Origin of the sequence: Xanthomonas sp. LMG 8993, from assembly GCF_009835065.2 — a bacterium.
Lineage (GTDB): Bacteria > Pseudomonadota > Gammaproteobacteria > Xanthomonadales > Xanthomonadaceae > Xanthomonas > Xanthomonas arboricola.
In genome coordinates this window covers 219938-243758 of sequence record NZ_QVIF02000001.1, presented here as the reverse complement: position 1 = coordinate 243758, position 23821 = coordinate 219938, and the positions used below count along the sequence as shown (strand labels likewise).

The 23821-nt window shown below is 58.7% G+C and carries 16 protein-coding genes and 1 pseudogene; 7 read left to right on the top strand and 10 right to left on the bottom strand.

Annotation, left to right across the window (positions count from 1 at the left end; translation table 11 throughout):
- Positions 1-10: 10 nt before the first annotated feature.
- Genes DYQ94_RS00950 through DYQ94_RS00940 form a run of 3 tightly spaced genes read right to left on the bottom strand, consistent with a single transcriptional unit; the run spans position 11 to position 3429 of the window.
- Entirely contained in the window at positions 11-1945 is a 1935-nt protein-coding gene (locus tag DYQ94_RS00950) for a helix-hairpin-helix domain-containing protein (protein ID WP_046342072.1), read from the bottom strand.
- Complete coding sequence (locus DYQ94_RS00945; RefSeq protein ID WP_160954610.1) at positions 1946-2755, bottom strand: PP2C family serine/threonine-protein phosphatase; 810 nt, start codon at positions 2753-2755, stop codon at positions 1946-1948. It lies immediately after the preceding gene.
- Positions 2755-3429 carry a vWA domain-containing protein gene (locus DYQ94_RS00940; RefSeq protein WP_046342070.1) on the bottom strand — a complete coding sequence of 225 codons (675 nt, stop codon included), beginning with the start codon at positions 3427-3429 and terminating at the stop codon, positions 2755-2757. The genes DYQ94_RS00945 and DYQ94_RS00940 overlap by 1 nt, the downstream gene beginning before the upstream one ends.
- Positions 3430-3752: 323 nt before the next feature.
- Here DYQ94_RS00940 and DYQ94_RS00935 point away from each other — a divergent pair, with 323 nt between their 5' ends.
- Positions 3753-4178 (top strand): hypothetical protein, encoded by a 426-nt coding sequence (locus tag DYQ94_RS00935; RefSeq protein WP_144410714.1) that lies wholly within the window; start codon positions 3753-3755, stop codon positions 4176-4178.
- Between the two features lie 351 nt (positions 4179-4529).
- Here DYQ94_RS00935 and DYQ94_RS00930 read toward each other — a convergent pair whose 3' ends face one another.
- From DYQ94_RS00930 to DYQ94_RS00920, 3 genes are read right to left on the bottom strand one after another with little or no spacing between them, the layout of a single operon-like run.
- Positions 4530-4745, bottom strand: a complete 216-nt coding sequence (locus DYQ94_RS00930) for a DUF8139 family protein (RefSeq protein WP_144410713.1) — start codon at positions 4743-4745, stop codon at positions 4530-4532.
- Positions 4745-8224: an RHS repeat domain-containing protein gene (locus tag DYQ94_RS00925; RefSeq protein ID WP_160954609.1), complete on the bottom strand. Its 3480-nt coding sequence runs from the start codon at positions 8222-8224 to the stop codon at positions 4745-4747. The genes DYQ94_RS00930 and DYQ94_RS00925 overlap by 1 nt, the downstream gene beginning before the upstream one ends.
- 44 nt (positions 8225-8268) lie before the next feature.
- A complete protein-coding gene (locus DYQ94_RS00920; RefSeq protein WP_160954635.1) occupies positions 8269-11064 on the bottom strand; it encodes an RHS repeat domain-containing protein in 2796 nt (931 codons plus the stop codon).
- A gap of 417 nt (positions 11065-11481) precedes the next feature.
- On the opposite strand from DYQ94_RS00920, the pseudogene DYQ94_RS00915 reads away from it, so the two are divergent.
- The 5 genes and pseudogenes from DYQ94_RS00915 to hxsA all read left to right on the top strand — a co-directional run.
- Positions 11482-11678: pseudogene (locus tag DYQ94_RS00915) on the top strand (DNA/RNA non-specific endonuclease); the annotation flags it as partial.
- A gap of 217 nt (positions 11679-11895) precedes the next feature.
- A complete protein-coding gene (locus tag DYQ94_RS00910; RefSeq protein WP_075285952.1) occupies positions 11896-12204 on the top strand; it encodes an HxsD-related protein in 309 nt (102 codons plus the stop codon).
- Positions 12191-13684 carry a His-Xaa-Ser system radical SAM maturase HxsB gene (hxsB, locus tag DYQ94_RS00905; RefSeq protein WP_160954608.1) on the top strand — a complete coding sequence of 498 codons (1494 nt, stop codon included), beginning with the start codon at positions 12191-12193 and terminating at the stop codon, positions 13682-13684. The genes DYQ94_RS00910 and hxsB overlap by 14 nt, the downstream gene beginning before the upstream one ends.
- On the top strand, positions 13671-14840 hold the full coding sequence (gene hxsC / locus DYQ94_RS00900; protein ID WP_160954607.1) for a His-Xaa-Ser system radical SAM maturase HxsC: 1170 nt from the start codon (positions 13671-13673) through the stop codon (positions 14838-14840). Before hxsB ends, hxsC begins: the two co-directional genes overlap by 14 nt.
- Positions 14841-14842: 2 nt before the next feature.
- Positions 14843-15487 (top strand): His-Xaa-Ser repeat protein HxsA, encoded by a 645-nt coding sequence (gene hxsA, locus DYQ94_RS00895; protein ID WP_144410712.1) that lies wholly within the window; start codon positions 14843-14845, stop codon positions 15485-15487.
- A gap of 322 nt (positions 15488-15809) precedes the next feature.
- Here hxsA and DYQ94_RS00890 read toward each other — a convergent pair whose 3' ends face one another.
- From DYQ94_RS00890 to DYQ94_RS00875, 4 genes are all read right to left on the bottom strand, one after another.
- The gene (locus tag DYQ94_RS00890; protein ID WP_144410711.1) at positions 15810-16403 is read right to left on the bottom strand and encodes a hypothetical protein; all 594 of its coding nucleotides are present in this window, start codon (positions 16401-16403) and stop codon (positions 15810-15812) included.
- 133 nt (positions 16404-16536) lie between these two features.
- A complete protein-coding gene (locus DYQ94_RS00885) occupies positions 16537-17982 on the bottom strand; it encodes a site-specific integrase (RefSeq protein WP_160954606.1) in 1446 nt (481 codons plus the stop codon).
- Between the two features lie 91 nt (positions 17983-18073).
- Complete coding sequence (locus DYQ94_RS00880) at positions 18074-18907, bottom strand: hypothetical protein (RefSeq protein WP_046342063.1); 834 nt, start codon at positions 18905-18907, stop codon at positions 18074-18076.
- The gene (locus DYQ94_RS00875; RefSeq protein ID WP_160954605.1) at positions 18900-20813 is read right to left on the bottom strand and encodes a site-specific integrase; all 1914 of its coding nucleotides are present in this window, start codon (positions 20811-20813) and stop codon (positions 18900-18902) included. Before DYQ94_RS00875 ends, DYQ94_RS00880 begins: the two co-directional genes overlap by 8 nt.
- A gap of 268 nt (positions 20814-21081) precedes the next feature.
- Between DYQ94_RS00875 and mutS the strand changes: the two genes are divergently transcribed.
- On the top strand, positions 21082-23637 hold the full coding sequence (gene mutS, locus DYQ94_RS00870) for a DNA mismatch repair protein MutS (RefSeq protein ID WP_202397416.1): 2556 nt from the start codon (positions 21082-21084) through the stop codon (positions 23635-23637).
- Positions 23638-23821 lie beyond the last annotated feature (184 nt).

Sequence of the window (23821 nt, the reverse complement as noted above, 5' to 3'; positions counted from 1 at the left end):
GCAATGACTTTTAAAGAACCCCGGCAGCCCTAGCGTCTGCTGTCCGCTGTGAGAAATCTTCCACCGCGGCACTCATGGCTTCCTCTAAAGACCTGCGACGAGCCATCGCGGCCTGTCGCATCTGGAGAATGGCACTGCGGCCGGCAACCAGGTCTGCCTCGATTTGGGCCCTTCTTGCTTGAATGGTTCGATCTAGATCCGCGACCTGCCTGGGATCGATTGCTGAGTTCGGGTTGAAGTGGAATCGTGCTTCTTTTTCCTGCCGCCACTTCATAAGGCGGTCGGTCAGCGCGGGCCCAAACCCCGGAACGTTTAGAACCGCATTGCGATTCACATCTGCTGCCGTCTCGATGCCAAACGATTCCAGCATGACTTTCTTCGCCGCCCCGATGCCCGGAATAGTGGCTCGCTCAATCTCGAACTGATCCAAGAACTGTTTGCGTGCGATCTGTTCGCGGTTGTTGGACAGCGCTCGATAACGCCTTTCTCGTTCCGCATGCAGACCGGCATGCTCATCCCGCAGCGGACAAAGCTGATTCTGCTTCGCTTGAAGCTGAGTGTCCGCTTGCTCTTGCTTCCATCGAGCGACGAGCCCGTCGTATTGGGCTTTCGCTTGCTTATAGCCGGACGCCAGTGGTGCAAAGTCCGAACGGCCACGGCTGTTGACCCACGCGCCCATCGCCCACCCCAGACACGCCCACACGGGGGCTAGCACCGCAGAAAGCGCGATGCCAAGCACCACAATAAGCAGCCCCACCAGCCACCCGGTCGTTTTCCAGAAGGTGTGCCTGCGGCCCAATGCTTGAATCTGGGGATTGGCAGGCACTACCTTCACCTGTGGCAGCGCATGCATGGGTGGCAACACTGCTGTCGTGATATCTCGCCAAATCGCATCCAGGTTGAAGGGACCGGAGGCCAGCTTGGGGATGACGACCGCTGCACCGCCAAAGAGCGAAATCCCGGCGCGTTCAATTGGACACCATGGGCACTCAGCCAGCCCATTGAAATAGGAATGGGACGGCCTGGAAGAACACCGTTTGAAGTGCTGCTCCAGCTTCGTCAGGGCCTGGACCCAGTCTTCTGCCTTGGGCCGCCCGCCCGGCTTGGCCCCCTCGATGCCAAAGGCCTTTTCCCAGAGGTCTGCAACCCAAGGTGATGCCGCGGCCGGCGAGGCACTCAATGGCGGGGGCTTCATGCGGGTGCGCGCAGTGTCTTTGCCGTAGGCGTAGCGAAACTCAGGGATCGCCTTCTCGATTGGCATGTCGCCCGGCCCGCTGTATCGGCCAGCAAAGGGATGCCGACCGTTCATGAGCATCTGAAAAATCAGGACGGCCAAGCCGAAGTTGTCGTGGTTGGCGGTTCGTGTGACTTGTTTGAAGGCCTTTCCGTGGAGCTCGGGCGGCGTAAAGTCTTGAACGCCGACCTCACAGAGGAAGGTGCGCCCTTGATGCGAAACCTGGAAGCTGTCCGTGTCGATCAGCTTCACGGTTGCATCGGGTGACACCCGCACGCCTCCGTGATTGACATCCCCAACCAAGTGACCCGCATGGTGAATAACTGAGAATGCACGGGCCGTGTTCAAGGCGGCACGAACAACCAGTCTCCAATCGGCCTGGGGAAATTCCGCCAGACGGCTTTTCGGACTGTAGAGCTTATGTATGTCCTTCGACGCACGAAGGTTGGCCATGACGAAGCCACAGACCTTGCCATCGGATTGCCGCAGCACTTCAGTAGGCCAAGCAGTGAGCTGATCCAGCGCAGCGGTCCGAAGGGCAGCCATGGCCACCAGCTTGTCGGCTCTCTCACTGCTTACCGCAGCCAAATAGATTTTGGCAGCCGAGTCCGGCCTCCCCTCGACTTCGAAGACCGTTCCCTCTCCCCCTTTGCCCAGTTGCTTTCCCAGCCGAACCGGTCCGGATTTACCAACCAGAGCAGGTGAAACCACTTAGGCGTCCTCTACTGGCGCCGGTGCGTCTGGCAGCTTCGCCAGCCGACTGGCAAGCAGGAGCGTCTTGTCGTCGTCCGTCCGCTCGCAGATCACTGGCGAGGCAAGATAGGCTTCCAACTTAGAGGACAAATCTTCGCTGTAGCCTGCCCCCTCTAAGGCACGGACCGGCGCGAATATCTTGTCGAAGAAGGGCGAATGAACGCTCTGCGTGGCTTGGTGGAGCACCAAGGCTTCGATGCCATCGGTGAACACCGCGACCTCATCCACCGCGCCCACATTGCAGGAAAACTCCGCGTTTAACACGGCCGCCGGATCGGTGACGAAGACGGTCGTGTTGATGTATTCCCCGTGCTGGGGCCAAAACACATAGGCCCAATCATCGCCGCGAGGGCGAATAACAATGGCCCCGTCGCCCACCTGGAAGAAGCATGTATGCGTCGGGGAGACGATAGCCGCCACCAACGTGCAAGCATACTCTCTGACCTCCAACCCGTCGGCCGCAGCCCTGTGCGCAATACGGGTCGTAACGCCGGCGAGCCAGTTCAAGACCACGTCCCGCGTTATCTCTTCAACGCCATGGCCGTCTTCAAAGTGGTTGCGCACACAATCCCGAATCTCCGACGTCGCTAGCTTCGCACCGGTCTCTGATTGAGATGCACTTCCCGCACCATCCGACGCCACCAACAGCACGGTGCCGTGCTCTGGAAAGAATTCCTGTCCATAGGCGTCCTGGCAGTCCGTTCCAAACTTGATGTGGGAAGTGCCGATGGAGGACGCCGCCACGATGCGCCAGTCCTGCAGATCCATTAGACGCTCGCCCAGCCGTCCGGGGCAGCGGGGTTGACCAGAGGCACATTGTCGCCCGGGGTCGAACGCGACACCGCGCTCATTGAGTTGGACAGCCATTTGAACAGTTCTTTGAACTGGAGGCCCTTGAGATGCAGCGGTGCACGTGAGGAGATTTTGCCAAGAGTGTCCATGTCTGCCCCCTGCACGCCAACCGCGAAGAACTGAAAGTTCTTTGTCGCTTCCCCTTCCCGGACCAAGGCTGCGGCGCGTTGCCATGCGTCGGTCGGCGAACCATCGGTGATGAGAAACACCCAAGGCCGGTAGTAGGAAACACCATTGGCTTTGTAGATCTCCTTACGTTGCCGAACCATCTCCAAGCCTTGCTCGATCGCCGCACCCATCGGTGTGTCTCCGGTGCACGACAGCACGGGAGGATAGAAGCTATCTGCCGTGACAAAGTCGGTTACGGTCTGGACCGGACCGAAGGTGACGATGGCGACCTCCACCCGCTTGGCGGCGAGCGAGTCCGAGTTCAGTTCTTCCTGGAACTGCAGCAGGCCCGCGTTGAGCTGCTCGATGGGCTTGCCGCCCATGGAACCTGAGGTGTCCAGCAGCAGCAGGCAGGCGCATCGGTTCTCGGGGTTTTCCGCAAAATCGCTGGCGCCAAAAGGCACCTGTTCAAAATCGTTCATTACGCTGGATCTCCCTGTCCATTGGCTTGAAGCGCCATCATAGCTCCGCCAATCAACCCAATCTATGATGGGCCATGGTGACTCGCCCTACTCCTACCTCATTGCCAGCTTGGGCACCGCAAAAAGTTGCAGATTGGGCTCCATTAGCTGTTTCTGCGGTGATCATCTTGACTATGACGGTAGCGCTAACGCTTCGCACTGCTGACGTAGAGAGCGCACCAGATAAGACGACAGTAGAAACTGCAGCGAACTCATCAGTAACGCCTCCGTTGAATGCAGGAACCCCTGCTTTTTCGACCGAGCGCGTCGGTTCCATAAGACTGGTGCCCACCACTCAGCTGCCTTCGCCAAAGCAGCAGCTGGTGGCGGACGAGCAATGCCCACGGTCGTCGCCGCCCAACCCATCCCCTGAGGCCAAGGCGGCTATCAAAGCGGGCTGGCACGTCAGTGCGGACATGACGTTCAAAGGATTTCGCTTCGTCATGGTGGACGCCGGTGCGAAGAAGGCTTCCGCTGGCTGCGTGGCTATTGGAGCCAGCGCTCTGGTGTTCAACGCCCATGGCCTCATCGCCATTGCCTACGACCGAAATGCCAAGCAGTCGTCCAGGATGAGTTCGTTAGCCATCGCGGAATCTGGTGCCTTACAGCTCGGAGCTTTGAAAGGACCACTTGCCGAACTCAGGGTCAGTGACCAGCAGATCGCTCTCAAGCGGCTAGTCACGAACAAGCGGAAACCAGCTTCCCGGTGATGCAAGACATGCCCGATATCTCGCCATAGCGCTCATCGCAGCAGCATGCCCGCCAAACTGGGAGCCATGCCTGCCTGGTGCTACTCCGCACAACCGGTTCTTCTGGTAGCTCTCGCTCAGCCTTATCTTCCTGGCTCCGTCAGGCTCGGCGGGGCTGCGGAAGGCGGAGTTCTCCATCCACAGGTGGCCTATGTAGCACCGCTGCATTACCAAGCTTCAGCTGAGGACAGTCGTTGTTCTGAAATCGCTACAGCTGGTCTTGGTTCTGTGCCTGTAATTGAGTGCATAAAATTTGTCTCCCTCCACATCGTGGGAGCCATACCTTGGGCGTCAGAAAAACATGGCACCAAACTATTCCAAGGCTTCCAAGTCGACCTCATGTATCTCCAGAGCTTGGCCATCCTCGAATTCTATCGAATAGACCACACCTTCTGGAAACGCTTGGAAATATTCTCCGGCAGGCCGGCTCTCAAAGACTCCAACGACCCACCCATTGGCGCCTTGTCTAGCTGATGCGCCAGCACCGCTTATCACACGAACACGGTCGTCATAGTTGAACTTCGGCATTAATTATCCTCTCGCTTTTCAGGGATTGGCGGGTTTAGCGGCAAGTGCGGATTTCCCGTGTCATCAGTTACACCAGGGCGATGCCCGTGAGGTCCCTGAGCTTTTGGATCAGATTGTCCCTTGTGCCCGCCTTTGTCCAAACGCGTTCCTGTTGGCCTGCCATCTTGACCGAGAACCTGCTGATATCTACCGTCAGGCGAACCCTTTATCTGCTCTCCTTGTTCAACCGGGATAGCGTTGCCATCACCATCTACTACGATGACGGGACTGTCCACCGGGCCATCATAAGGATTGTTGCTAGTCTGTGGCTCCCCACTTTGGGTAACGTTTGCAACTGCTTGGATTGCCTGGACGTAGGCGATTGCGGTGTCCAATACAGCGGTCTGCATAGTGATGGCGGTGTATCGCGGCAAATCGACCGCCAAGAATTCGTAACCATTACGGCTATTGATGTGGCACTTAACTCCGTCACATTTGACATCTCGCCCATCCGGGTCGGTGAACCGATACGGATTGTTGTTCGCATACCAATAGCGATTGAAATTCGCCGAGAACACCGAGTCCGCGGCCACCGGATCCACGCTCAAGAACCGGCCGAGGTCCTGGTCGTAGTAGCGCTGCTGCATGTAGGTCAGCCCGGTCGCACCGTCCATGGCATGACCGGTGTAGCCGATGCCATCGACCGTCTTGCCGATAGGGCTGCCGTAAGGCTGGTAGTCGGTGCGCTCTACTACCTGGCCGGCGGTGTCCGTCACAGCTATCGGGCTGCCCAGCGCATCGGTGTGCTGGAACTTGATGGCCCCCGCGTTACGCGTGGCGAGCAGGCTCCCATTGAGGTAGACGTATTCAACGCCGCCTTTGCCCGACGCTTCCGTGTAGAACAACTGACCCGCCTGGGTGTAGACCTGCGGCGTCAGTGTGGTTGGTCTACCCGCCACGGTGCGGCGACCGTAAGCGTCGTAGGCGTAGCTTTCCTTGCCGGAGACATCTCGCAGACGGTTCCCATAGTCAAAGGTGTAGACCTGGCCATTCTTGTTCTTCAGGTTTCCTTGCGGGTCGTAGCTCAATCCAATCGTTGTTGCTCCGGAATTGTTGAAGACGCTGGTCAGACGGTTCTTGGCGTCATACCAATAGTTCTTCTCGTTCACCCCAGGCAGTTGAGCAGTGAGGATGTTATCCAGCACATCGTATGTGTAGCGATTCCACGAGTCACCGCCAAACCGGCCGGACCCGGCTTCGACTAGCCGATCAAGGCCGTCATAACCCATGTGGCGGTTATAGCCGACGCCCCTCTGCTGATCATAGATTGTCGTGACGTTGCCATTGGCATCGTATTGATATTCAAACGACGCAACGTTCGCATCACGGACCTGTTGCGGCATCTGACGGCCGTTGAGCACTAAGGAGTGGGCGATGCCATTGCCGTAGGTGAACTGGCGAGCAGCCCCATTAGGGTAGTAGCTAATCCCAGACGCGTAATAGGCTCCTGTGTGGTCGCGGACCGCTGTCGGCTGCCCTAAGGCATTCGGCGCATAGCTGACCTCTAACCCAGTCGGATACCTCTGACTTGCGAGGGCTCCGTTCGCATCGTATCCATAACCGATCGCCCAATTAAACCAACCGGTCTGGTTCGCGGATTCGGAAATTAATTTCCGACGCTTATTGTAGTTGTAAACGTTGATGAACGATGAGCCGCCTGCATCGTTTAGCGTTGTCACTTGAGCAGGAAGCCCATCCGGGGTGTAGGACCAGTCCTGGTTGCCATTCTTGTCAGGGAACCGCAGAGTCTTCAGACGATTGCGGCTATCGTAGGTTCGCAGAACCTGGCGGCCACTGGCAGCAGCGGCATCCAAGTCACAGCTGGTCGTGCTGGGCAGGTCCAGACCGCTGGCTGACCAGCTTAAATTCCCGGCAGCGTCGTAGGCCATGACCGTAGACCCGCTTTCGGGTTCGATGACCTTGCAGAGCTGTTGGTTCGCGTCGTAAACATAGCTACGGGCGGCTCTGGCCGGACCCTGAGGAGTCCTTACTGTAAGGGCGACCTGGCCAGACTCGGCAGTTAGCCCATTCACGTCACGAGCTACAGCCTTAAAACGGTAGCTACCTACCGCCAAATTGTTCAAGGTAATTTGATACGGTGCGGCGCCGATGGTTCCAACTAGAGCATCGTTGGAATAGAACGAAACACTGGCCAGACCGCCTTCCGGATCACTGGCATTGGCGCGAAGGGTAGCCGTGCCAGGCGCGTAGAGCATTTTTCCGTTGACCGGCTCGATCAGTGAAACGCTCGGTGGTTGGTTGACCGCCTGCACGGTAACGACCTGGTTGGGACTCGCTTCGCCAAACCAAACCACGCCCTCCTGCAGTAGCTTCCACTGAAAATTGAGCGCGCCAGACATTTGTGGAACCACTGTGAACGGAATCCTGATCGACTGGCCTGGCGGCACATCGTTGGGCAGCTCCACACGGCCTGTTCCCCATCTGCCATTGTCCAGCGGGTTCGCAGAGCCCAAACGATAGGTGGATGATCTGCGCCAAGTAACGTTGCCGGTATTCCGGAAGGTCACCTCGACAGGGTAAGACTGACCCACCGTCATGGCTGCCGGCACTGCCTGACTGACGAATACCGAACTACGATCAATAGCAGGAACCCGCAGACTTCCAGAACCCGCGATCGTGTCGTGCGCCGCACCCACCGGCGAAATGCCATGGATGAAAATCACCTTCCCCCCGTTTTGGAGAATGAAGTTCTCATCTATGGGAAACAAGAAACGGTAATTTGTCGCTGATGTTCCGCACTCAGCCGCCACCCCAGCCTCGCTAGGAAGATTCGCTGTTTTGGCGCCAATAAAGTTTCCTGTCCCTCCCGGGCCGTCGAGATAAAAATGCACATCGACTGATTGAGCCAGGTTCGTGGAACAGGCCCAGCCAGAAATCACCGTTGAGTTGATACCGTCAATGCCGCCCTTTATGACGGACGGAAGAACATTGATGTCCACCGGATAGCCAAGCCCGCCAAACCAAGCCACGCCGTCCCGAACCATTCGCCATTGAAACAACTTAGTCCCGGCGGTCAGCGGCGCACGGACTGTAAAATTGAAGGTTGTGTTCGCGCCGGGGGCAACGCTGGATGCCAACTCAACTCGCCCTGTCCCCCAAGTCGAATTATCGGTCGGCCCTTGGCTGCCAAGACGATATGCTTCTTGTGACGTCCACGCCTTCCAACCTGTATTTTGGAAAGTAATGCTTGCGGCATAAGATTGGCCGACGACCATCGTGGTCGGCACGGATCCACTGATGTATTTGGGGTCGTTCTCTTTCTTCTCTACTGGAGTCGGGCATTCATTGGCCGAGCCAGCCGTTGACCCATCAGGACACTGGCGTGCAGCCTGTGCAGTGCCGGGAAGCGCGAGCACCAGAAGCAGAGCGACGGTGCGCAACACGACTCGAAGTGAATTGGATGGAACAACAAAATCCATTTGGCCAGTCTCCAACACTTGATTCACTCGCTTTGGGGGCTGGCTCATTGCGCGCCCCGCTCGATCCTGACGGCCTTGCCAAACACATCGCGGGCGATGTCGGTCCTACTGGACTCGGGGAGCAGTACCCACACCGGAGCGTCGTAGACAGGTTGATCAAACATCTGATAGCCCGTCCGGGTCTGGGCACCCCGGGGATTGGTGACCAGGGTTTGAGAACCTGGCAGATACTGCGTGATCGTGGTCAGTAGTCCCTGCTCACTGTCCTGAGATACGGCCGTGGGCCGACCCACTACGTCGAACTCTGTCCAGACTCCGGTGTTGGCGGTCTCGTTGCTACTCGGATAAGAAGCAAAGACAGGCCTTCCTTCATGGTCGTAGACGAAGCGCTTGACCCGGAGTGTTCCCCCAACGTTTGTCGCATCGTATTCCCGCGTCAGTAGCGGCTGCCACAGCGCATCGAAGTAGGTAACTTTTTGTGCGTTACCAGTGGTCACGGTCTGCCGCCAATGGCCGGCACCGATGCCGTATTCGTCGCCGCCCACTCGCTCGAACGCCTGTGCAGTCGAGTTCCAAGGGGTGCTGTCGCCCGATGGGTAGTTCGTGGCGTTCAGCCGCCCCATCGCGTCGTAGCCATACGTCGTCGCAAATCCATTCTCGTCGTTGGTCTGACGGATCCACCCATTGTCGTCCACGGATGCGGACTTGGCCGTGCCATCGGCATTTGCAACGGTCTGGGGGATGCCACGCTTCCAGCCAGACAAGGTTGTCGCGTTTCCCAAGCCATCCTTGACTTGGGCCAGGGTCCCATCGGGATTGTAGGTATAGGTTGCGACCAGCTTCCCATTGCGCCGTTCCGTCTGGGGCAACGCATTGCTGCCGTAGTCGACTTGAGAGGTAACAATGCCGGTGTTGATGTTGCGAGCGATGGCGGTCTGTCCCAACACCCACGCACCGCGCTCATCGTAATACGTGGTTTCGTCGGTGCGGCTGTGCCAGGGACTGAAGCGTTCGATCCGCAACGGACGAGCAAACTCATCGAAACACGGCTGCCCATTGCAGTCCGCAATCCGCCACACGAACTGGTCGCCCTTGTCGATCGTGATTACCTGACGCACGGGCCGCTGCCTGGCCGCCACCGTGTTATCGCCATAGTTGCCACCCGGATACATCGTCCGTGCCGCATAAGGAGCCGCATCAAATGCAGCGTAATCGGTCATCCGTGTGCGAACGGCTGTAGAACCATTCCAACCGAAGTCCTGCTGGAGTAATAAGCCTTCGTTGGACCAATAGCGATTTCCAAATCGATAACGCGTGGCCTGCCCTGCAGGATCCTTGACGGTGATATCCCGAGTAATGGGCGAGCCAGCATTACACTCAACGTATTTGGCAGGGTCGAGAGGGTTTGGGTTGGGACTTGGCTGCCAGCAGTTGTTGGGTGTGCCGTAATCATATGTCCAAGTGAGGCCCTGCGCCGGCAGCCCGGGGCCGGTGATGCGTCGGCTGGTCACTGCCATGACATAGAACTGATAGGGGATGTCCGAGTAGGCCTCTTCTCTTCTGCAAACCCTGGGCACCCACGACCGTCCCATCAGCATGGAGTTTACGGTGTAGTCGCTGCGAGCGCCGGTCGGAGCAGTAATGCTGCCCACCCTAGTGCCCCCCGACCAAGGGCGTATGTTGTCGCACCCCGGCGGCTGGCTGTAAGTTACGCGTGCAAGAGACAGGTCGACCAAATCAAAGGTCCAGCTGCTGCCGTCAGGCAACGTCACTGTGTCCAGGGTGTCGCTGTAGCCGTAAGACCAGGTTCGCCCCCCTGTGGTCACGGAGGTGATGGTGTTGCCATTCCCTCCGGCATACGACAGGTCAATGCGACGCCCATCGCTGGCAACAATACTTAGAAGCTGCCACGGAGCACCGGGATTCCAGTTGTAAACCACTGTATTGCCGAAGCGATCCGTCACTCGCGTGGGATAGATCAAGACCTCCTTGCGAACCAAGATGTAGTTGTTAGCGACCATCGGGACGATTCCACCGACGCTTGCGGTGGTCATCGCCGAACCTGCAGAAAGGGCCGCTGGGCCAGGGGAGGACTTAGCCAACGCTGGATAGGAGCGAGTGACCATGTGGTTGAAGGCATACACGCTGCCTTGCGTATCAACTAATTCAAATCCTTCACCACGCACTCCCGATTCGCTGGCTCCATCTAACGACGCCAGACAACGGATAGCAGAGCCGTCTTTTAGAACAATGGGATAGTTGCGTCCATCGTTTGGACGAAGGGCTTGAGCAGAAGCTCGCAGCAGCTCCTGGTCACCGCTTCCAGGGCGATAGAGAAAGCTGCCACGCCAAAATTCGGAAGACTCAAAGATTCCGCCTTGGTTCTCGGCAGCAGGGGGAACGCTATAGTTACTGCATCGGTTATAAACGGTGTCCCTGGTCCCGTTGATTGCCCAGCCGTCCGGTGCAGTGTTGCCGCCTGGAAAGGCGAAGACCCCGTGCATGTTGGGGATGTCCAGGTCCCAGAGTTTGAAGTGTCCCCTACTCGGGCTACCCACCGTGAACCGACGGCCTATCCGGACCTGGAGTGCGTTGTTGCCCTTCAAGTCGACGTCGGTCTGCGTGATTTCCATCGACCCTGTATAGAGGTTGATGTTGTCCCCGAAGAGCTTGTCACCTGGACTTGCGACCACAGCCCCGGACTGAATCAGCTTGCCGTAGTCGTCGTAGACGTTCTCGGCCAATCCTGCTGCGGGCAAGATCCCTGCCAGCGCAGCCAGCCCCAGTCCAATCGCGCGCATCTTGCGCGAGGTCGTGCCCCATTCCATAGCATTTTCCAGGTTAATGACTGACCGAGGTCCGGTTAGACCTCATTGCTCCCACGAACTCACGCTCATGCAAAGGCGAGGCATGGCAACGCATGCCCAGCCAAGCCATTGGCAGGTGTTCGTGTTCAACGAATCCGGAGGGTGCGCGAAGCGCGACCGCGAGGTCATTCCCCAATACCCCCACGCGCATTAGAGTTGCTCGGCGCCAGTTTGATGTCAACTGCCTGCTATCGGCTACCCACCGTTGAGGGAGCTAAAACGCAGGACGACAAATTTTTGACGTTATGAGGAATGCTTACGAAAGGCGAAACTAAGGGTCGCTTCCCTATGCTGGATTCAGAAAACTCTGACACTGTCATCAGCGGTTATCTGACAAGGACCCTGCGTCACCCCATCACTCGCCCAGTTGGGTCGCCTTCGGCTGTCCGTATTGTTCCGCAGGTCGCTAGCTTCAACCAAGGCACCAAGTGTCAGGGAAGACATCGCCGAGTGCTACCGGGACATCGCCAGCGCCCAGGTCTACAGTGACGTCATCTAAAGCGACATCACCAACAACTACTTCCTTTCCAGCCACGGCATCCGGACGCCGGACTTCTTCCAAAAGAACAGTCATTACGGCCAACCCTATGCAATACCCGGGGCCGTCCAGGCGGCACCATTCTTTCCGGATTTGACTAAGGACGTTGAGCGTTCTTTAAAACCTGAAGACGAGCGCACTCGCGTTCGCTTAGTCTGATGAATGAGCCGCTTGAGTTCGCTCATGGCAGCTAAGGCAGCGCAGCTAACGACTTGCAACCAGAGGCGCCCTGAGGCTAACGTTGCTTATCCAAAGGGGGATGAGCAATGGAACGCTCGCATTATTTCGTTGATCGCAGCCTATACGGCGATGAAGTGGTAGCTCGAGCAGCCCACCGTTACACGGGCATTTACGACGTAGAAATGCGGGTGGAAGGCGACTCACTTATAGTCGCTTTTTCGAGCAAAGACGACGTTGCCGTTGCATCCGGACTTCATGCCCAGTTCTCTCGTGACTTACTTGATGAGCGTTTGCGCGCGCTGGTTCGCACCGAAACGCAGGGCTTGCAGCAGGAACTAGTCCGTGCGGCATTGAACCAAGCTCAACCGCTGACGCGTTCTAATGTCGAGGTTTAAGCCCAAGGAGGCCTTTGGCTACTCATCCTCATACAAGTTACTACCCCTTCGGTTTCGGCGCCTGCCGTGGGGTGAGACCCGCGCGTTCGTGTCATCAATGGCTGGCGACTGGCTCCTCATGGACATGGCCGACCTTCAGCGGTTTGTCTCCCATGAGCTCTCTGCAGACTCTCCTTTGCTCGCAGATCTACAGGCTAGGCACTTGGCGATCGTAGAGACCGACCGCAGCAGTCTATCGCCGCTTCTGAGTCAGATCCGCACCCGGAAGTCCTACATGGTGGGTGGGCCAGCACTTCATATTTTCGTTGTGTCTTTGCGGTGCCACCACACCTGCAGCTATTGCCAAGTGTCCCGCCAAGCAACAACCGCCACCGCCTTTGATATGACTGGCTCGCATGCGGAGCAAGCGGTCGAGCGGCTCTTCGAATGGCCCAGCCAAGAACTCACTATTGAATTCCAAGGTGGCGAGCCCCTGCTCAACTTTGAGCAAGTCGTTGGCATCACGAAGCTCATCGTCAAGCGCAACGTCTCCGAACGGAGAGACTTACGGTTTGTCTTGGCTTCCACCCTTCATGACCTCACCGAAAGCCAACTGGCATTTCTGGCAGAGCACCGCTTTAAGTTATCCACCTCTTTAGACGGTCCAGAGTGGCTCCACAACGCGAATCGCCCGCGACCTGGCCGCGACAGCTATCGTCGCACCCTAAACGGCATCGACCTGGGGCGGCGCTGGCTTGGGGAAGATGGAGTTTCTGCTCTGACAACATTGACCAAGCTGAGCTTGGAAGTCCCAGAAGCGATCATCGATGAGTATCGGAAGGTAGGCCTTCACTCCATCTCGTTGAGGCCTCTTAGCCCCTACGGATTCGCGAATCGGACGGCTCGCCGAACCGGTTACTCAACGGAAGACTACCTGGCCTTCTACATGCGAGCCTTTGGCCATTTGATAGCGGTCAACCGCTCCGGTTATGCATTAGAAGAGTCGTATGCGTCGCTGCTGCTCTCGCAGCTCTTCACTTCGTTTGGTCATGGCTATGTCGATCTCAGGTCGCCATCTGGTGCAGGCCTTGGGGCCGTCATCTATGACCACGACGGGCGGGTCTACCCTTCTGACGAGGCAAGAATGCTCGCAGCGATGGGAGATGACCAGTTCGCGCTTGGAGACGTTTCACAACCGGTCGCCAGTTGGCTTTCGTCCCCTGTCATGGCGCGGCTATTGGAAGCTGGCGTAGCTGAGGCTTTACCTACCTGCTCCGATTGCGCATTCGTGCCGCTGTGCGGCGCGGACCCGATCGAGCACTACGCACGCCAGGGAGACACCGTTGGACATCGCCCGACTAGCGACTTTTGCAAGAGGAACATGGGCTTGTTCGATCTCTTGTTGGAACGCTACGAAGGCTCTGACCGATGGACCCAAGGCTTGATGCGATCCTGGGCGGCTCCCAAGGCAGCAGAGGAAGTTTCCAATGTTGCCGCTTGAGACCAAAGCACTGCTTGCGCCATCCACCCGAGCATCCTTACTGAAAGTCGTCGGCTTGGCAGATTTTTCGCAATCCCCACTGCCGTTAGAGCGGATGGCTTTGGATACAAGGGGCTTGAACCTGCAACGGTTGAGCGAATCACTGTTAGGACTGCCCTGGGGCGCTGTCCTTGCACCTGAAGAAGCAGCGTGGTTCGACGATCTCCCTCTCGTTCGCTTGAAGGGATCGCAGGACCTCTGCAAACCAGGGGACGTCATTGAACTCAATCCGCTTCAAAGCAAGGTTGCCATTCGCTACCGACGGGGCGATACAGGAAACGTGCTATTCGCCACCGAGCGTTGCAACAGCTACTGCCTGATGTGCTCGCAGCCACCGCGTGAGGTAGAAGACGCTTGGCGTGTCCAACATCTGCTGGACTTGATTGACCTAATCGACCAGAACGAGCCCTCTCTCGCTATCAGCGGAGGTGAACCCACGTTGCTGGGAGATGGCTTGGTCCAGGTCACCCAGAAGTGTGCGGATGCGCTGCCGAATACCCACATCCACGTCCTCTCGAATGGACGGCTTCGCGACCCAGCGCTGCCTGCAAAGTTCACGGGTATCCACCCCAATCTAAGTTGGGGTGTCCCGCTTTATGGCGACCACCACGCCCTGCATGACTATGTCGTTCAGAGCGAAGGCGCTTTCTCCCAAACCTTGCGAGGTCTGTATGCCCTTGAGGCCGCTGGCCAGAGAGTTGAGATCCGCGTCGTGCTGGTGAAGCCAAGCTTCGAGCGACTGGCACAGCTCGCTCGCTACATCTGGCGCAACTTTCCCTTCGTGGAGCACGTGGCGCTGATGGGCATTGAACCAATCGGATTTGCAAAGGCGCATCAGCAGGAACTGTGGGCTGACCCAGCCGATTACGCGGCAGAGCTTGGGGAGGCGGTTGAGACGCTCGCAGAGGGGGGAATCGCTGTCTCTCTCTACAACTTGCCGCTTTGCACCCTGAATCGCTCTCTTTGGCCGTATGCAGTTCAGAGCATCTCGACTTGGAAGAACGACTACCTTCCTGCATGTAACGCTTGCTCGGTTCGGGAACGTTGCGGCGGGTTCTTTTCGTGGGTCACTCCGGCGTGGACCAGTCGCGCCGTATCACCAATATTGGAAGCCTAGACATGTCCAACGCCTTGATGATTATCGGCTCTGCTACTTTTGGCAGCTTGGCCACTGAGCCGCCCAAGGGACAGTCTGATCTCATGATGCTTTCTGAGATGGACGGGAAATACGCCACAGTCCTGAGCACTTCCTTGAACGCCGGGCGGCACAACCTGTATGCCGGGCATAGAAGCCACAGTTCCCACCGTTCGCACAGCTCGCATCGGTCACACTCTTCCGGCTCTGGAAGTTCTTACAGATCCTACTCATCCCCACCGGCGACGACCTACACACCGCCAGCGAGCACCTACGCGCCGTCGTCGACGTCAAAGAGCACAGGCAGCACCTCGGGCGCATCGTATGGACAAAGCTTGCAACCGACTGGCACATCAACGACATCAGCGAACCACAGCAGTTCGCAACCGCTCTCATCGACCTCGACCACCAAGCTTGCCTCGGAGGGTCGAGATGCGGACGCCTTGAAGCTACTCATCATGCGCGTCCAGGCTGCCCTTTACTCGAAGGGCTACGACCCCGGGGCCATTGATGGGACTCTGACACCTGAGACGAAGTTAGCACTTCGGCTTTTCCAGCGGGCTTATGGGCTTAAGCCGACCGGCACCATGACTACACCAACGCTTGATGCACTAGGGGTGCGACTGTAGTCCTCCCTCCTCAAAGCCCGCGCAGATACTTAGCTAGTAGCTCGTGGAACCTGTCTCGGCCTACTTAACATCTCCTGGCCGCGCAGGTCATCGAAGCCATTGGGAGGCAATAGTCATGGTGAAGAGCTCTCCGATTATTCCTAACAACCGAAGGGGCTTGGTGTGAACTTCCTAACTTCAATTAACATCAAACACGGAGCTTGACATATCGGATATTCGAAATAATCTTCACGCATGAAAGATAATCTGAAAATTCAGCCGGCGCTTGGAGCAGCACTAGCTTGGTTAGCTGCAATAATTGCCATTGCCGCAAAATTTTTTGCTAGGTAAACCATTGGTCGGGAAAAGTTGCAATCGCAGTTCCAGCTAGGGCCACGAGTGTTCCAAAGAATGCATGCGTAAAAGCTGACTGAAGTGCGACCGCCACATCTTTAGAGGAGAGACGTAACATACGAGGAAATTTTGATTTTTGCTCATCCTTACGCTTCGCGTAGTATGAAATTATTTCATCAATTTCACTCTTCCATTGAAGCTCACTCAGCCCACCGCACCCTCTTAACTTTTTCAAAAGAGCAATTATTTCTCTCGTAAGCCTTACATCTCTTACTGCGACGGTTTGACGCAGACTCTCCTGGTCGATAAACCTTGATATGAAGCTTCTTTGAGAGCTGGTCAAGTAAACACCGAGAAGAATTTGCAAACCCCCACTCACGATAAGGACAATTTGGGCTATCGTCGAGAAATTCTTATTGCTAGTAGAAACGCCGATAGTTACCAAGATTAGTGCGGATGCCCCCGCATACACCCATAAGTGGCGACCCCAAGAAACCGCGGTCCTCTCTATCAGATCCCACCATTGCACATCCCCTTTACTCTGATAGCTCGCCATGTCATCTGTTTCTGTATCTGGCTCCATACATTCTCCAAAGTGACGTTTACGAAGTCAGAGCATAGCGCGCCACCGAGGTAAGGGGCGGGATGCTCGTCCGCTTTCAGCGTTAGAGGCGTTAGAGAGAGAGCGCCTGAGAGGCAACCACCATCATTCCCTCTCAAGAAATCCCGTAATTTATAGAGCCAAGTCCTGGGCCCTGGCCAAAGCCATGGAGCTTTTCAGTCACTGTAAACGGTCGACTGTAGGTGGCATGGTGCTCATCATCAAGTTCATGCCCTACTATTTGAGCGCGAAGCTCTGAGACTACACCTGCGCCCTGCAACTCTTGGATGAAAGTCTTCCGGAGCGAGTGGAAGCCCCTCTTAGCCGGCGACCAATTTTTACCGACCTCAGCTAGGTGCCGACCGAATGCCTTGGTGATCCAGTTGCCTTGCCCGTTTAACGCGTTAGCCTTGGCCGCTGGAAACAAGCGCTGGTGCCCAGCCGCCCGTAGTTCTTCGACCCAGCCCAAGAACCCTAACCTGATCAAGGCAGGATGGATTGGGACGATCCGCAGACTGGCTTCGGTTTTGACCTTCTGATGCTCGCCCTCGTCCGAAATGCGAATACATGGGATGCCGTCCTCCTCGCACACATCGCTGGTCAACAGTTGGCCCACCTCCGACACCCGCGCTCCAGTGTAAAGACCGATCAGCATTGCCCAGCGCGCGGCCAGCGGGACTCGCTCTAGGACTGCGGGAGCAAACAGGGCTTGGATCTGCTCACGGTCAAAAGCCTTAAATCCCAGCTTCCTTCGAGCCCGCCGTTCCCGTGCCGAATAGCTCACGTGGCCCTTAGCCGGGTTGTCGCCTTTAGGGTAGTGACCAGAAGCGATGGCCCAATCGAAAAACCCTCCCTTCCCGCCGATGTAGCTTTGCTTGTTTGTCAGGGTTGGAGTGGATGCTCCCTCCTTCCGCATCTGCTGATACCAGCGGGCCAAGTCCGAACGCGTGACCGTGTGGATCTTCGTCCTCTCCCCCAGGTGGTCCACCAATGCCTGGATGGCCGATTTTTTGATGACGTAAGTCTTGGGCAAAGTGCGTCCCTTCAAGGTCGCCAACCAGGCATGCTGCGCCTTTCCAAGCGTCACCGGCTCAATGGAAGAACCTGCCTCGGTGGCATATGCCGCCACAGCCAGCGGAGACCTCGGCAACGCTTCGGCTTGCTTACCATCCGAACCAGTGCCTTCGTGGAGCGCTCTAAACAGCCTGACTCCCTCTGGGCTGTCTATTTGCCAGCGCTCATGCACGGTCCCGTCCGGCGTTCTGGTTCGATGCAAGGTCAGGTTTCGGAAGGGGGCCGCGGCAGAAGATCCAGCCAACAATGCAGAGGCATCTTCTTTGCTGCGATTTTGCAAGCCGTCGGCACGCAGTTGAGCGAACAACCGTTCGTAGTGCGATGCCAGCGTCACCGCACGCAACTGTGCTTCTTCCACAATGTTCGTATGCAACGTGCGCTTGATTGTCTGCTGACCCAGCAAAGGCTGAAGATCGTTAGGGACACGCTGCCGAAAAGACCAACGGCCGGATGGCAACGAGCGCGACAAATATTGACGATTACGCATCAACAGCGGACCGGTTACGCTGGCCGTTGCTTCTCTCTATGGGCCTCTACTTAAAAGCAGGGAGAAAGCTTCAGCGTGGACCGGCGAACCTCTAAAACGGAGTGCGGGGAAGCACTATCGCCGGAGGCAGCCTATCTTCAAGGTCACGGCTTCGCTGCGCCGAGCGTTCCTGCGCAAGGTGTCGCGTCAGCTCCCCCAGTGCCCTATCCATCGCCTCGCTGAAAGGGTCTCGAGCTTCGTTGGTGGCCCAAGGCTCCTGTAGCGCTTCTTTCAGGGTAGCCGTCCACACCTCGCCAACCTCTGAGCCAACCCCGGTATGAGCAACATTCGCTTTGCTTGTGCCGTTCGCTTTGCTTGTGCCGTTCGCTTCGTTTGCTCCATCCGCAGCAGTCGCAGCCGTCAGCACATCGCCTGGCACGGTCAATACATGGCCAACCAAGCGACCGCCGACCAACACCCAGTCGTGCTGGGCGGTCAAACACTCTTTGACTGTCGTGAGGGCCAGGACCCTGCCCGCTTTTCGCGTCATGCGGGCGACTTGGTCCCTGACTGCCTGTAGTTCAAGTTGAAGCTCCAACTCCCGAGCCTGCTGCCTCAACCGTTCTAACTCATCTACAAGGCGTCGCTCTTTGGGCGTCTTGCTGGCCCTGGCTTTCTGCCACTCCACTAAGTCTTCATAGAGGTAGCGCACGTGCTGATTGGCCCCGCCACCTGTGAGTCCTGCGCCTTTCTGGAAGGGTGGCCCCAACGGTGGGGAGCGGCGGCGCCACTCCCCCAGCGTGTCGAAGTGGACTCCCAGGAACCGTGCCGCAGCCTTGGTGCTGACAGCTTTTGTCAGCCCACCTCTTGCGCGCTCCAGTTCCTGGTCCAGCGTCGCCTCCAACAGCGCACGGTAGTCCTCTTCACTGCGAACAACCTCAATCATCCAGTGCGGTCCGCTGGTTCCGTTGAGCAAAGATAGTAACCGGAGGGTCATTGGCCTCGTCCAGCCTCGGCTTGTCCGTCCCCTTCAGCCGGTTCCACACCCGCGGACTCTTGGCGACCATGGCTTCCTCAACTCGCCCCATCGCTTCTCGCAACTTGGACCACTCCTGCTCGGTGTAGCGCTCCGATACCGCTGCCATCCGGTCCTCGCCCTGGCCCCGCGTGTGGTGATGCAACAGCTGGGAGACGATGCGGCTCTCTCCGAACAACCGAGCCGCGTAGCGGCCCATGGTTCGACGGAGATCGTGCGGGGTCAGTCCGATGTCGATGTCCTCGCTGAGGTTCAAGAGGCCCGCATCGCGCCGAACGTTGGCCACGATGCTCTTGCTGTCTGAGTAGTGCCCCGAACGGCTGCGGCTCGAACGTGCAGGAAAGACGTAGCGGGTTCGATCCAGGGCGTGGCGCGCTTTCTCCAACTCCACTTCCAATCCTTTGATCAGCTCCCGGTTGGCACCCTTGGCCTTGGCGGCTCGAAGCAGCCCTTCCGTAGTCGCCACATCCTTCTTCGCTTCGGTGTCGTCAGGCCGCTCATCCAGACGCCGCTGAAGCACCTGCTCGGCGAAATACGTCACCGGCAAATAGCGCTCATCTCCGTTCTTGGTGTCGAACAGGTAGACCTGCGACCCCTCCCGACGGGTGAAAAGATTGACCTCTCCCGGTGGGGTCAACGACACCCACGACACCTCACGCTGAGTCAGCTCGCCCGGCGTGCAGCGGTCGAACCACCGCAACGCGGCTGCCTCGCTGCGCCTGGTGCCCCACAACAGAGTCAGCAGCAGGTAATCGGCACCGGCGGCGTTCAAACCGCCCTGCTCATCTCGGCGAGCCAGGATGACCTTCAGCACCTTGGGCAGCGTGTCATCCCCCAATGGATTGCGCACCTCAGCCCGGCTGTAGTGGTTGCGCAGGTCCTGAGCCCCGCGAAGCAAATCCTTGCTGTAGATAGCCTGGAATGGGTTGTAGATTATCTTGGGCTCTCGCCGAGCTTCATGCGCCTGTTCTTGTTCCACTTCGTTGAACAGGTCCACAGAGCGCTTGGCATCGGTGAAGGTGTGCTCGGCAGCGGCAAGTCCCGCGGCCCTTACCCGTTGAATGTATTTCCCAGCGATGCCCAGTTCGCCAAGCTGAGCTGTGGAAAGCTGGGCCCAGTCGTCGTGGGATGCCAAGGCCTGACGCATGGCGGTCGGGATACGGTTGGAGCGAAGCATGGCGCTCTTGCGCAACGCGTCGTATCCCCGCACCACGTCCTGGGTTCGCGTGTCCCGAATCTTCAAATCAGCCAGGCCCACCTCGGGTCGCTCCAGACGGGCCAAGCTGCTGCGGACCGCCTCGACACTGACCTGCTTTACCTTCTTCTTTTTGGCCCGCTCTCCCATGCGCTCGATGTAGAGCTCCATGCACTGCCGAAGCGTGATGTCTTCCGAGCGTTTGTCCCGACGCTTGGCGCGGAGTTCTGCACGCTCCTGGTGCACCGGATTGGTCCCGGTCTGCCGGAGCACCGACAGGTGCCCCTTGGCTACCTCGTAGGCTTCGTCCAGCCCCATGTCAGTGACGTTGCCCAAGGAAAAACGGCGGATGCCCGTCGGCCCACGCTTAACCACCTCGTATGTGGTCTTGGTGCTCCCCACCCGAAAACTAAAACCGGAAGGAGCCTTGTCACTTCCGTCCACCAAACGGTAGGGTTCGCCGGCCTCTTCAGGGGCCCGCTCCACCAGCTTGACCTTGCCCGCGTTGTCCATCACGGGGATCCGATCCACCGACAGGCTCAGGACTTGGGCGTAGGTCAGCTTAAACTTGAGCGACCCACGCCTCTTTGGCAGGTCTGGCAGCTCCGACGTCTTGCTCATGCATCCTCCATTGCTGTCGTGTAAGTGCCGTTGGCTGCAACCAAAGTCGCAACATCAACGCACGCTTTTCTTACCATGCGAACTCGTCGCAACATGCCAAATTGGGTCTCGCTTTGAATCGTCGCAACACGGTCGCAACAAAAAAGACCGTTACTCCCCGCCAAACCCCTCTTTTGACCGTCAGTTCCGTTACAGAGCAAATTCATAAGTGACTGTTTCCTCAGATATTTCCAAGCCTGGCAAGGCCCCTCAAGAACACACGCCTGCCATGAAGCAATTCTTCGCCGCCAAGTCGGACTACCCCGACCTGCTGCTGTTCTTCCGCATGGGCGATTTCTACGAGCTGTTCTACGACGATGCGCGCAAGGCTGCGCGGCTGCTCGACATCACCCTGACCCAGCGCGGCAGCTCCGGCGGTGCGCCGATCCCGATGGCCGGCGTGCCGGTGCATGCCTACGAGGGCTATCTGGCGCGGCTGGTGGCGTTGGGCGAGTCGGTGGCGATCTGCGAACAGATCGGCGACCCGGCGCTGGCCAAGGGCCTGGTCGAGCGCAAGGTGGTGCGCATCGTCACCCCCGGCACGGTCACCGACGAGGCGCTGCTGGACGAACGCCGCGACACCTTGCTGATGGCGATCTCGCGCAGCAAGCAAGGCTACGGCCTGGCCTGGGCCGATCTGGCCGGCGGGCGTTTTCTGGTCAACGAAGTGGACAGCGTGGACGCGCTGGAAGCGGAGATCGCACGCCTGGAACCGGCCGAACTGCTGGTGCCCGACGAAGACAACTGGCCGGAGTTCCTGCGTGGCCGCGTCGGCGTGCGGCGGCGGCCACCGTGGTTGTTCGACGCCGACAGCGGCCGGCGCCAGCTGCTGGCGTTCTTCAAGTTGCACGACCTGTCCGGCTTCGGCATCGACGACAAGCCCTGCGCTACGGCCGCCGCTGGCGCGCTGCTGGGCTATGTCGAGGAAACCCAGAAACAGCGGCTGCCGCATCTGACCTCCATCGCAATGGAAGTAGCCAGCGAAGCGATCTCGATGAACGCGGCCACGCGCCGGCATCTGGAGCTGGACACGCGCGTCGATGGCGACACCCGCAACACCTTGCTCGGGGTGCTGGATAGCACGGTCACGCCGATGGGCGGGCGCCTGCTGCGACGTTGGCTGCACCGCCCGCTGCGCCTGCGCGAGGTGCTGGTGCAGCGCCACCACGCGGTCGGCACGCTGATCGACAGCGGCGCCGATGCCGACGTGCGCGAGGCCTTCCGCGCGCTGGGCGATCTGGAACGCATCCTCACCCGCGTGGCGCTGCGCTCGGCGCGCCCGCGCGATTTTTCCACCTTGCGCGATGGACTGGCGCTGTTGCCGAAGATGCGTACGATCCTCGCACCACTGGATTCGCCGCGCCTGCAGACGCTGCATGCCGAACTCGGCGAGCACGATGCCACCGCGCACCTGTTGATCAGCGCAGTGGCGGAACAACCGCCGCTCAAGCTCAGCGACGGTGGCGTGATCGCCACCGGCTACGACGCCGATCTGGATGAGTTGCGCCGCCTGTCCACCAATGCCGATCAATTCCTGATCGACCTGGAACAGCGCGAACGCGCCAGCAGCGGCATCGCCACGCTCAAGGTCGGCTACAACCGCGTGCATGGCTATTACATCGAGATCAGCAAGGGCCAGGCCGAGAAGGCCCCGCTGCACTACAGCCGCCGGCAGACGCTGACCAACGCCGAGCGCTACATCACCGAAGAACTCAAGAGCTTCGAGGACAAGGTGCTGTCGGCGCGCGAGCGCTCGTTGTCGCGCGAAAAACTGCTGTATGAAGGCCTGCTCGATGCACTCGGCAGCGAGCTGGAAGGTCTCAAGCGTTGCGCGAGTGCATTGAGCGAACTGGATGTGCTGGCCGCCTTCGCCGAGCGCGCGCAGGCGCTGGACTGGGCGCAGCCGGAACTGGAGAGTGCCCCCTGCCTGCGTATCGAACGCGGCCGCCACCCGGTGGTGGAAGCGGTGCGCGACCAGCCGTTCGAACCCAACGATCTGGAGCTGCATGCCGACCGCCGCATGCTGGTCATCACCGGCCCGAACATGGGCGGTAAATCGACCTACATGCGCCAGAACGCCCTGATCGTGCTGCTGGCGCACATCGGCAGCTATGTGCCGGCCAGCCGCGCGGTGATCGGGCCGATCGACCGCATCCTCACCCGCATCGGCGCGGGCGACGATCTGGCGCGCGGGCAGTCCACCTTCATGGTGGAAATGGCCGAAACCAGCTACATCCTGCATCACGCCACGCCGCAATCGCTGGTGCTGATGGACGAGATCGGCCGCGGCACCTCCACCTACGATGGCCTGGCGCTGGCCGATGCCGTCGCACGCCATCTGGCGCATACCAACCGCTGTTACACGCTGTTCGCCACGCATTACTTCGAGCTCACCGCACTGGCCGACGAATCGCATGCCGGCGGTGCCAGCGGCATCGCCAACGTGCATCTGGACGCGGTCGAACACGGCGAGCGCCTGGTGTTCATGCATGCGGTCAAGGACGGCCCGGCCAATCGCAGCTTCGGCCTGCAGGTGGCCGCGCTCGCCGGCTTGCCCAAGGCCGCCGTGACCCAGGCGCGTCATCGCCTGGCCGAACTGGAACAACGCGGCGGCGAAAGCCATGTCGCACAGATGGCGCCGGCCGCATTGGACGCCCCGCAACAGTTCGGCCTGTTCACCGCGCCCTCGTCCGCTGCGCAGGAAGCGCTGCAGGCGCTGGACCCGGACGAACTCACGCCCAAGCAGGCGCTGGAAGCCTTGTATCGGTTGAAGGCGTTGCTTTGAGGGCGGGGAATCGGGAATCGGGAATCGTAGGAGCGTAGTTGCCTGGCTCTAATGCTTTGCGGGGTTGGTCAACCCGTTGCTGTGTTGTTGTCGGATGAAGTGACTTGACTGCCACTGTGCGGCATCGCTGCCCTCGCCCTGCAGTGCGACGCGTGCCGTGTTGCTCTGCTGCCGCGACGGGCGC

What these genes read in the sequence shown, in the direction of transcription:
- mutS (WP_202397416.1), top strand. Translation starts at nt 21,082, where the DNA reads ATGAAGCAATTCTTCGCCGCCAAGTCGGACTACCCCGACCTGCTGCTG.
- DYQ94_RS00885 (WP_160954606.1), bottom strand. Translation starts at nt 17,982, where the DNA reads ATGCGTAATCGTCAATATTTGTCGCGCTCGTTGCCATCCGGCCGTTGG.
- DYQ94_RS00890 (WP_144410711.1), bottom strand. Translation starts at nt 16,403, where the DNA reads ATGGAGCCAGATACAGAAACAGATGACATGGCGAGCTATCAGAGTAAA.
- hxsA (WP_144410712.1), top strand. Translation starts at nt 14,843, where the DNA reads ATGTCCAACGCCTTGATGATTATCGGCTCTGCTACTTTTGGCAGCTTG.
- DYQ94_RS00880 (WP_046342063.1), bottom strand. Translation starts at nt 18,907, where the DNA reads ATGATTGAGGTTGTTCGCAGTGAAGAGGACTACCGTGCGCTGTTGGAG.
- DYQ94_RS00940 (WP_046342070.1), bottom strand. Translation starts at nt 3,429, where the DNA reads ATGAACGATTTTGAACAGGTGCCTTTTGGCGCCAGCGATTTTGCGGAA.
- DYQ94_RS00925 (WP_160954609.1), bottom strand. Translation starts at nt 8,224, where the DNA reads ATGGATTTTGTTGTTCCATCCAATTCACTTCGAGTCGTGTTGCGCACC.
- DYQ94_RS00910 (WP_075285952.1), top strand. Translation starts at nt 11,896, where the DNA reads ATGGAACGCTCGCATTATTTCGTTGATCGCAGCCTATACGGCGATGAA.
- DYQ94_RS00945 (WP_160954610.1), bottom strand. Translation starts at nt 2,755, where the DNA reads ATGGATCTGCAGGACTGGCGCATCGTGGCGGCGTCCTCCATCGGCACT.
- hxsC (WP_160954607.1), top strand. Translation starts at nt 13,671, where the DNA reads ATGTTGCCGCTTGAGACCAAAGCACTGCTTGCGCCATCCACCCGAGCA.
- hxsB (WP_160954608.1), top strand. Translation starts at nt 12,191, where the DNA reads ATGTCGAGGTTTAAGCCCAAGGAGGCCTTTGGCTACTCATCCTCATAC.
- DYQ94_RS00875 (WP_160954605.1), bottom strand. Translation starts at nt 20,813, where the DNA reads ATGAGCAAGACGTCGGAGCTGCCAGACCTGCCAAAGAGGCGTGGGTCG.
- DYQ94_RS00930 (WP_144410713.1), bottom strand. Translation starts at nt 4,745, where the DNA reads ATGCCGAAGTTCAACTATGACGACCGTGTTCGTGTGATAAGCGGTGCT.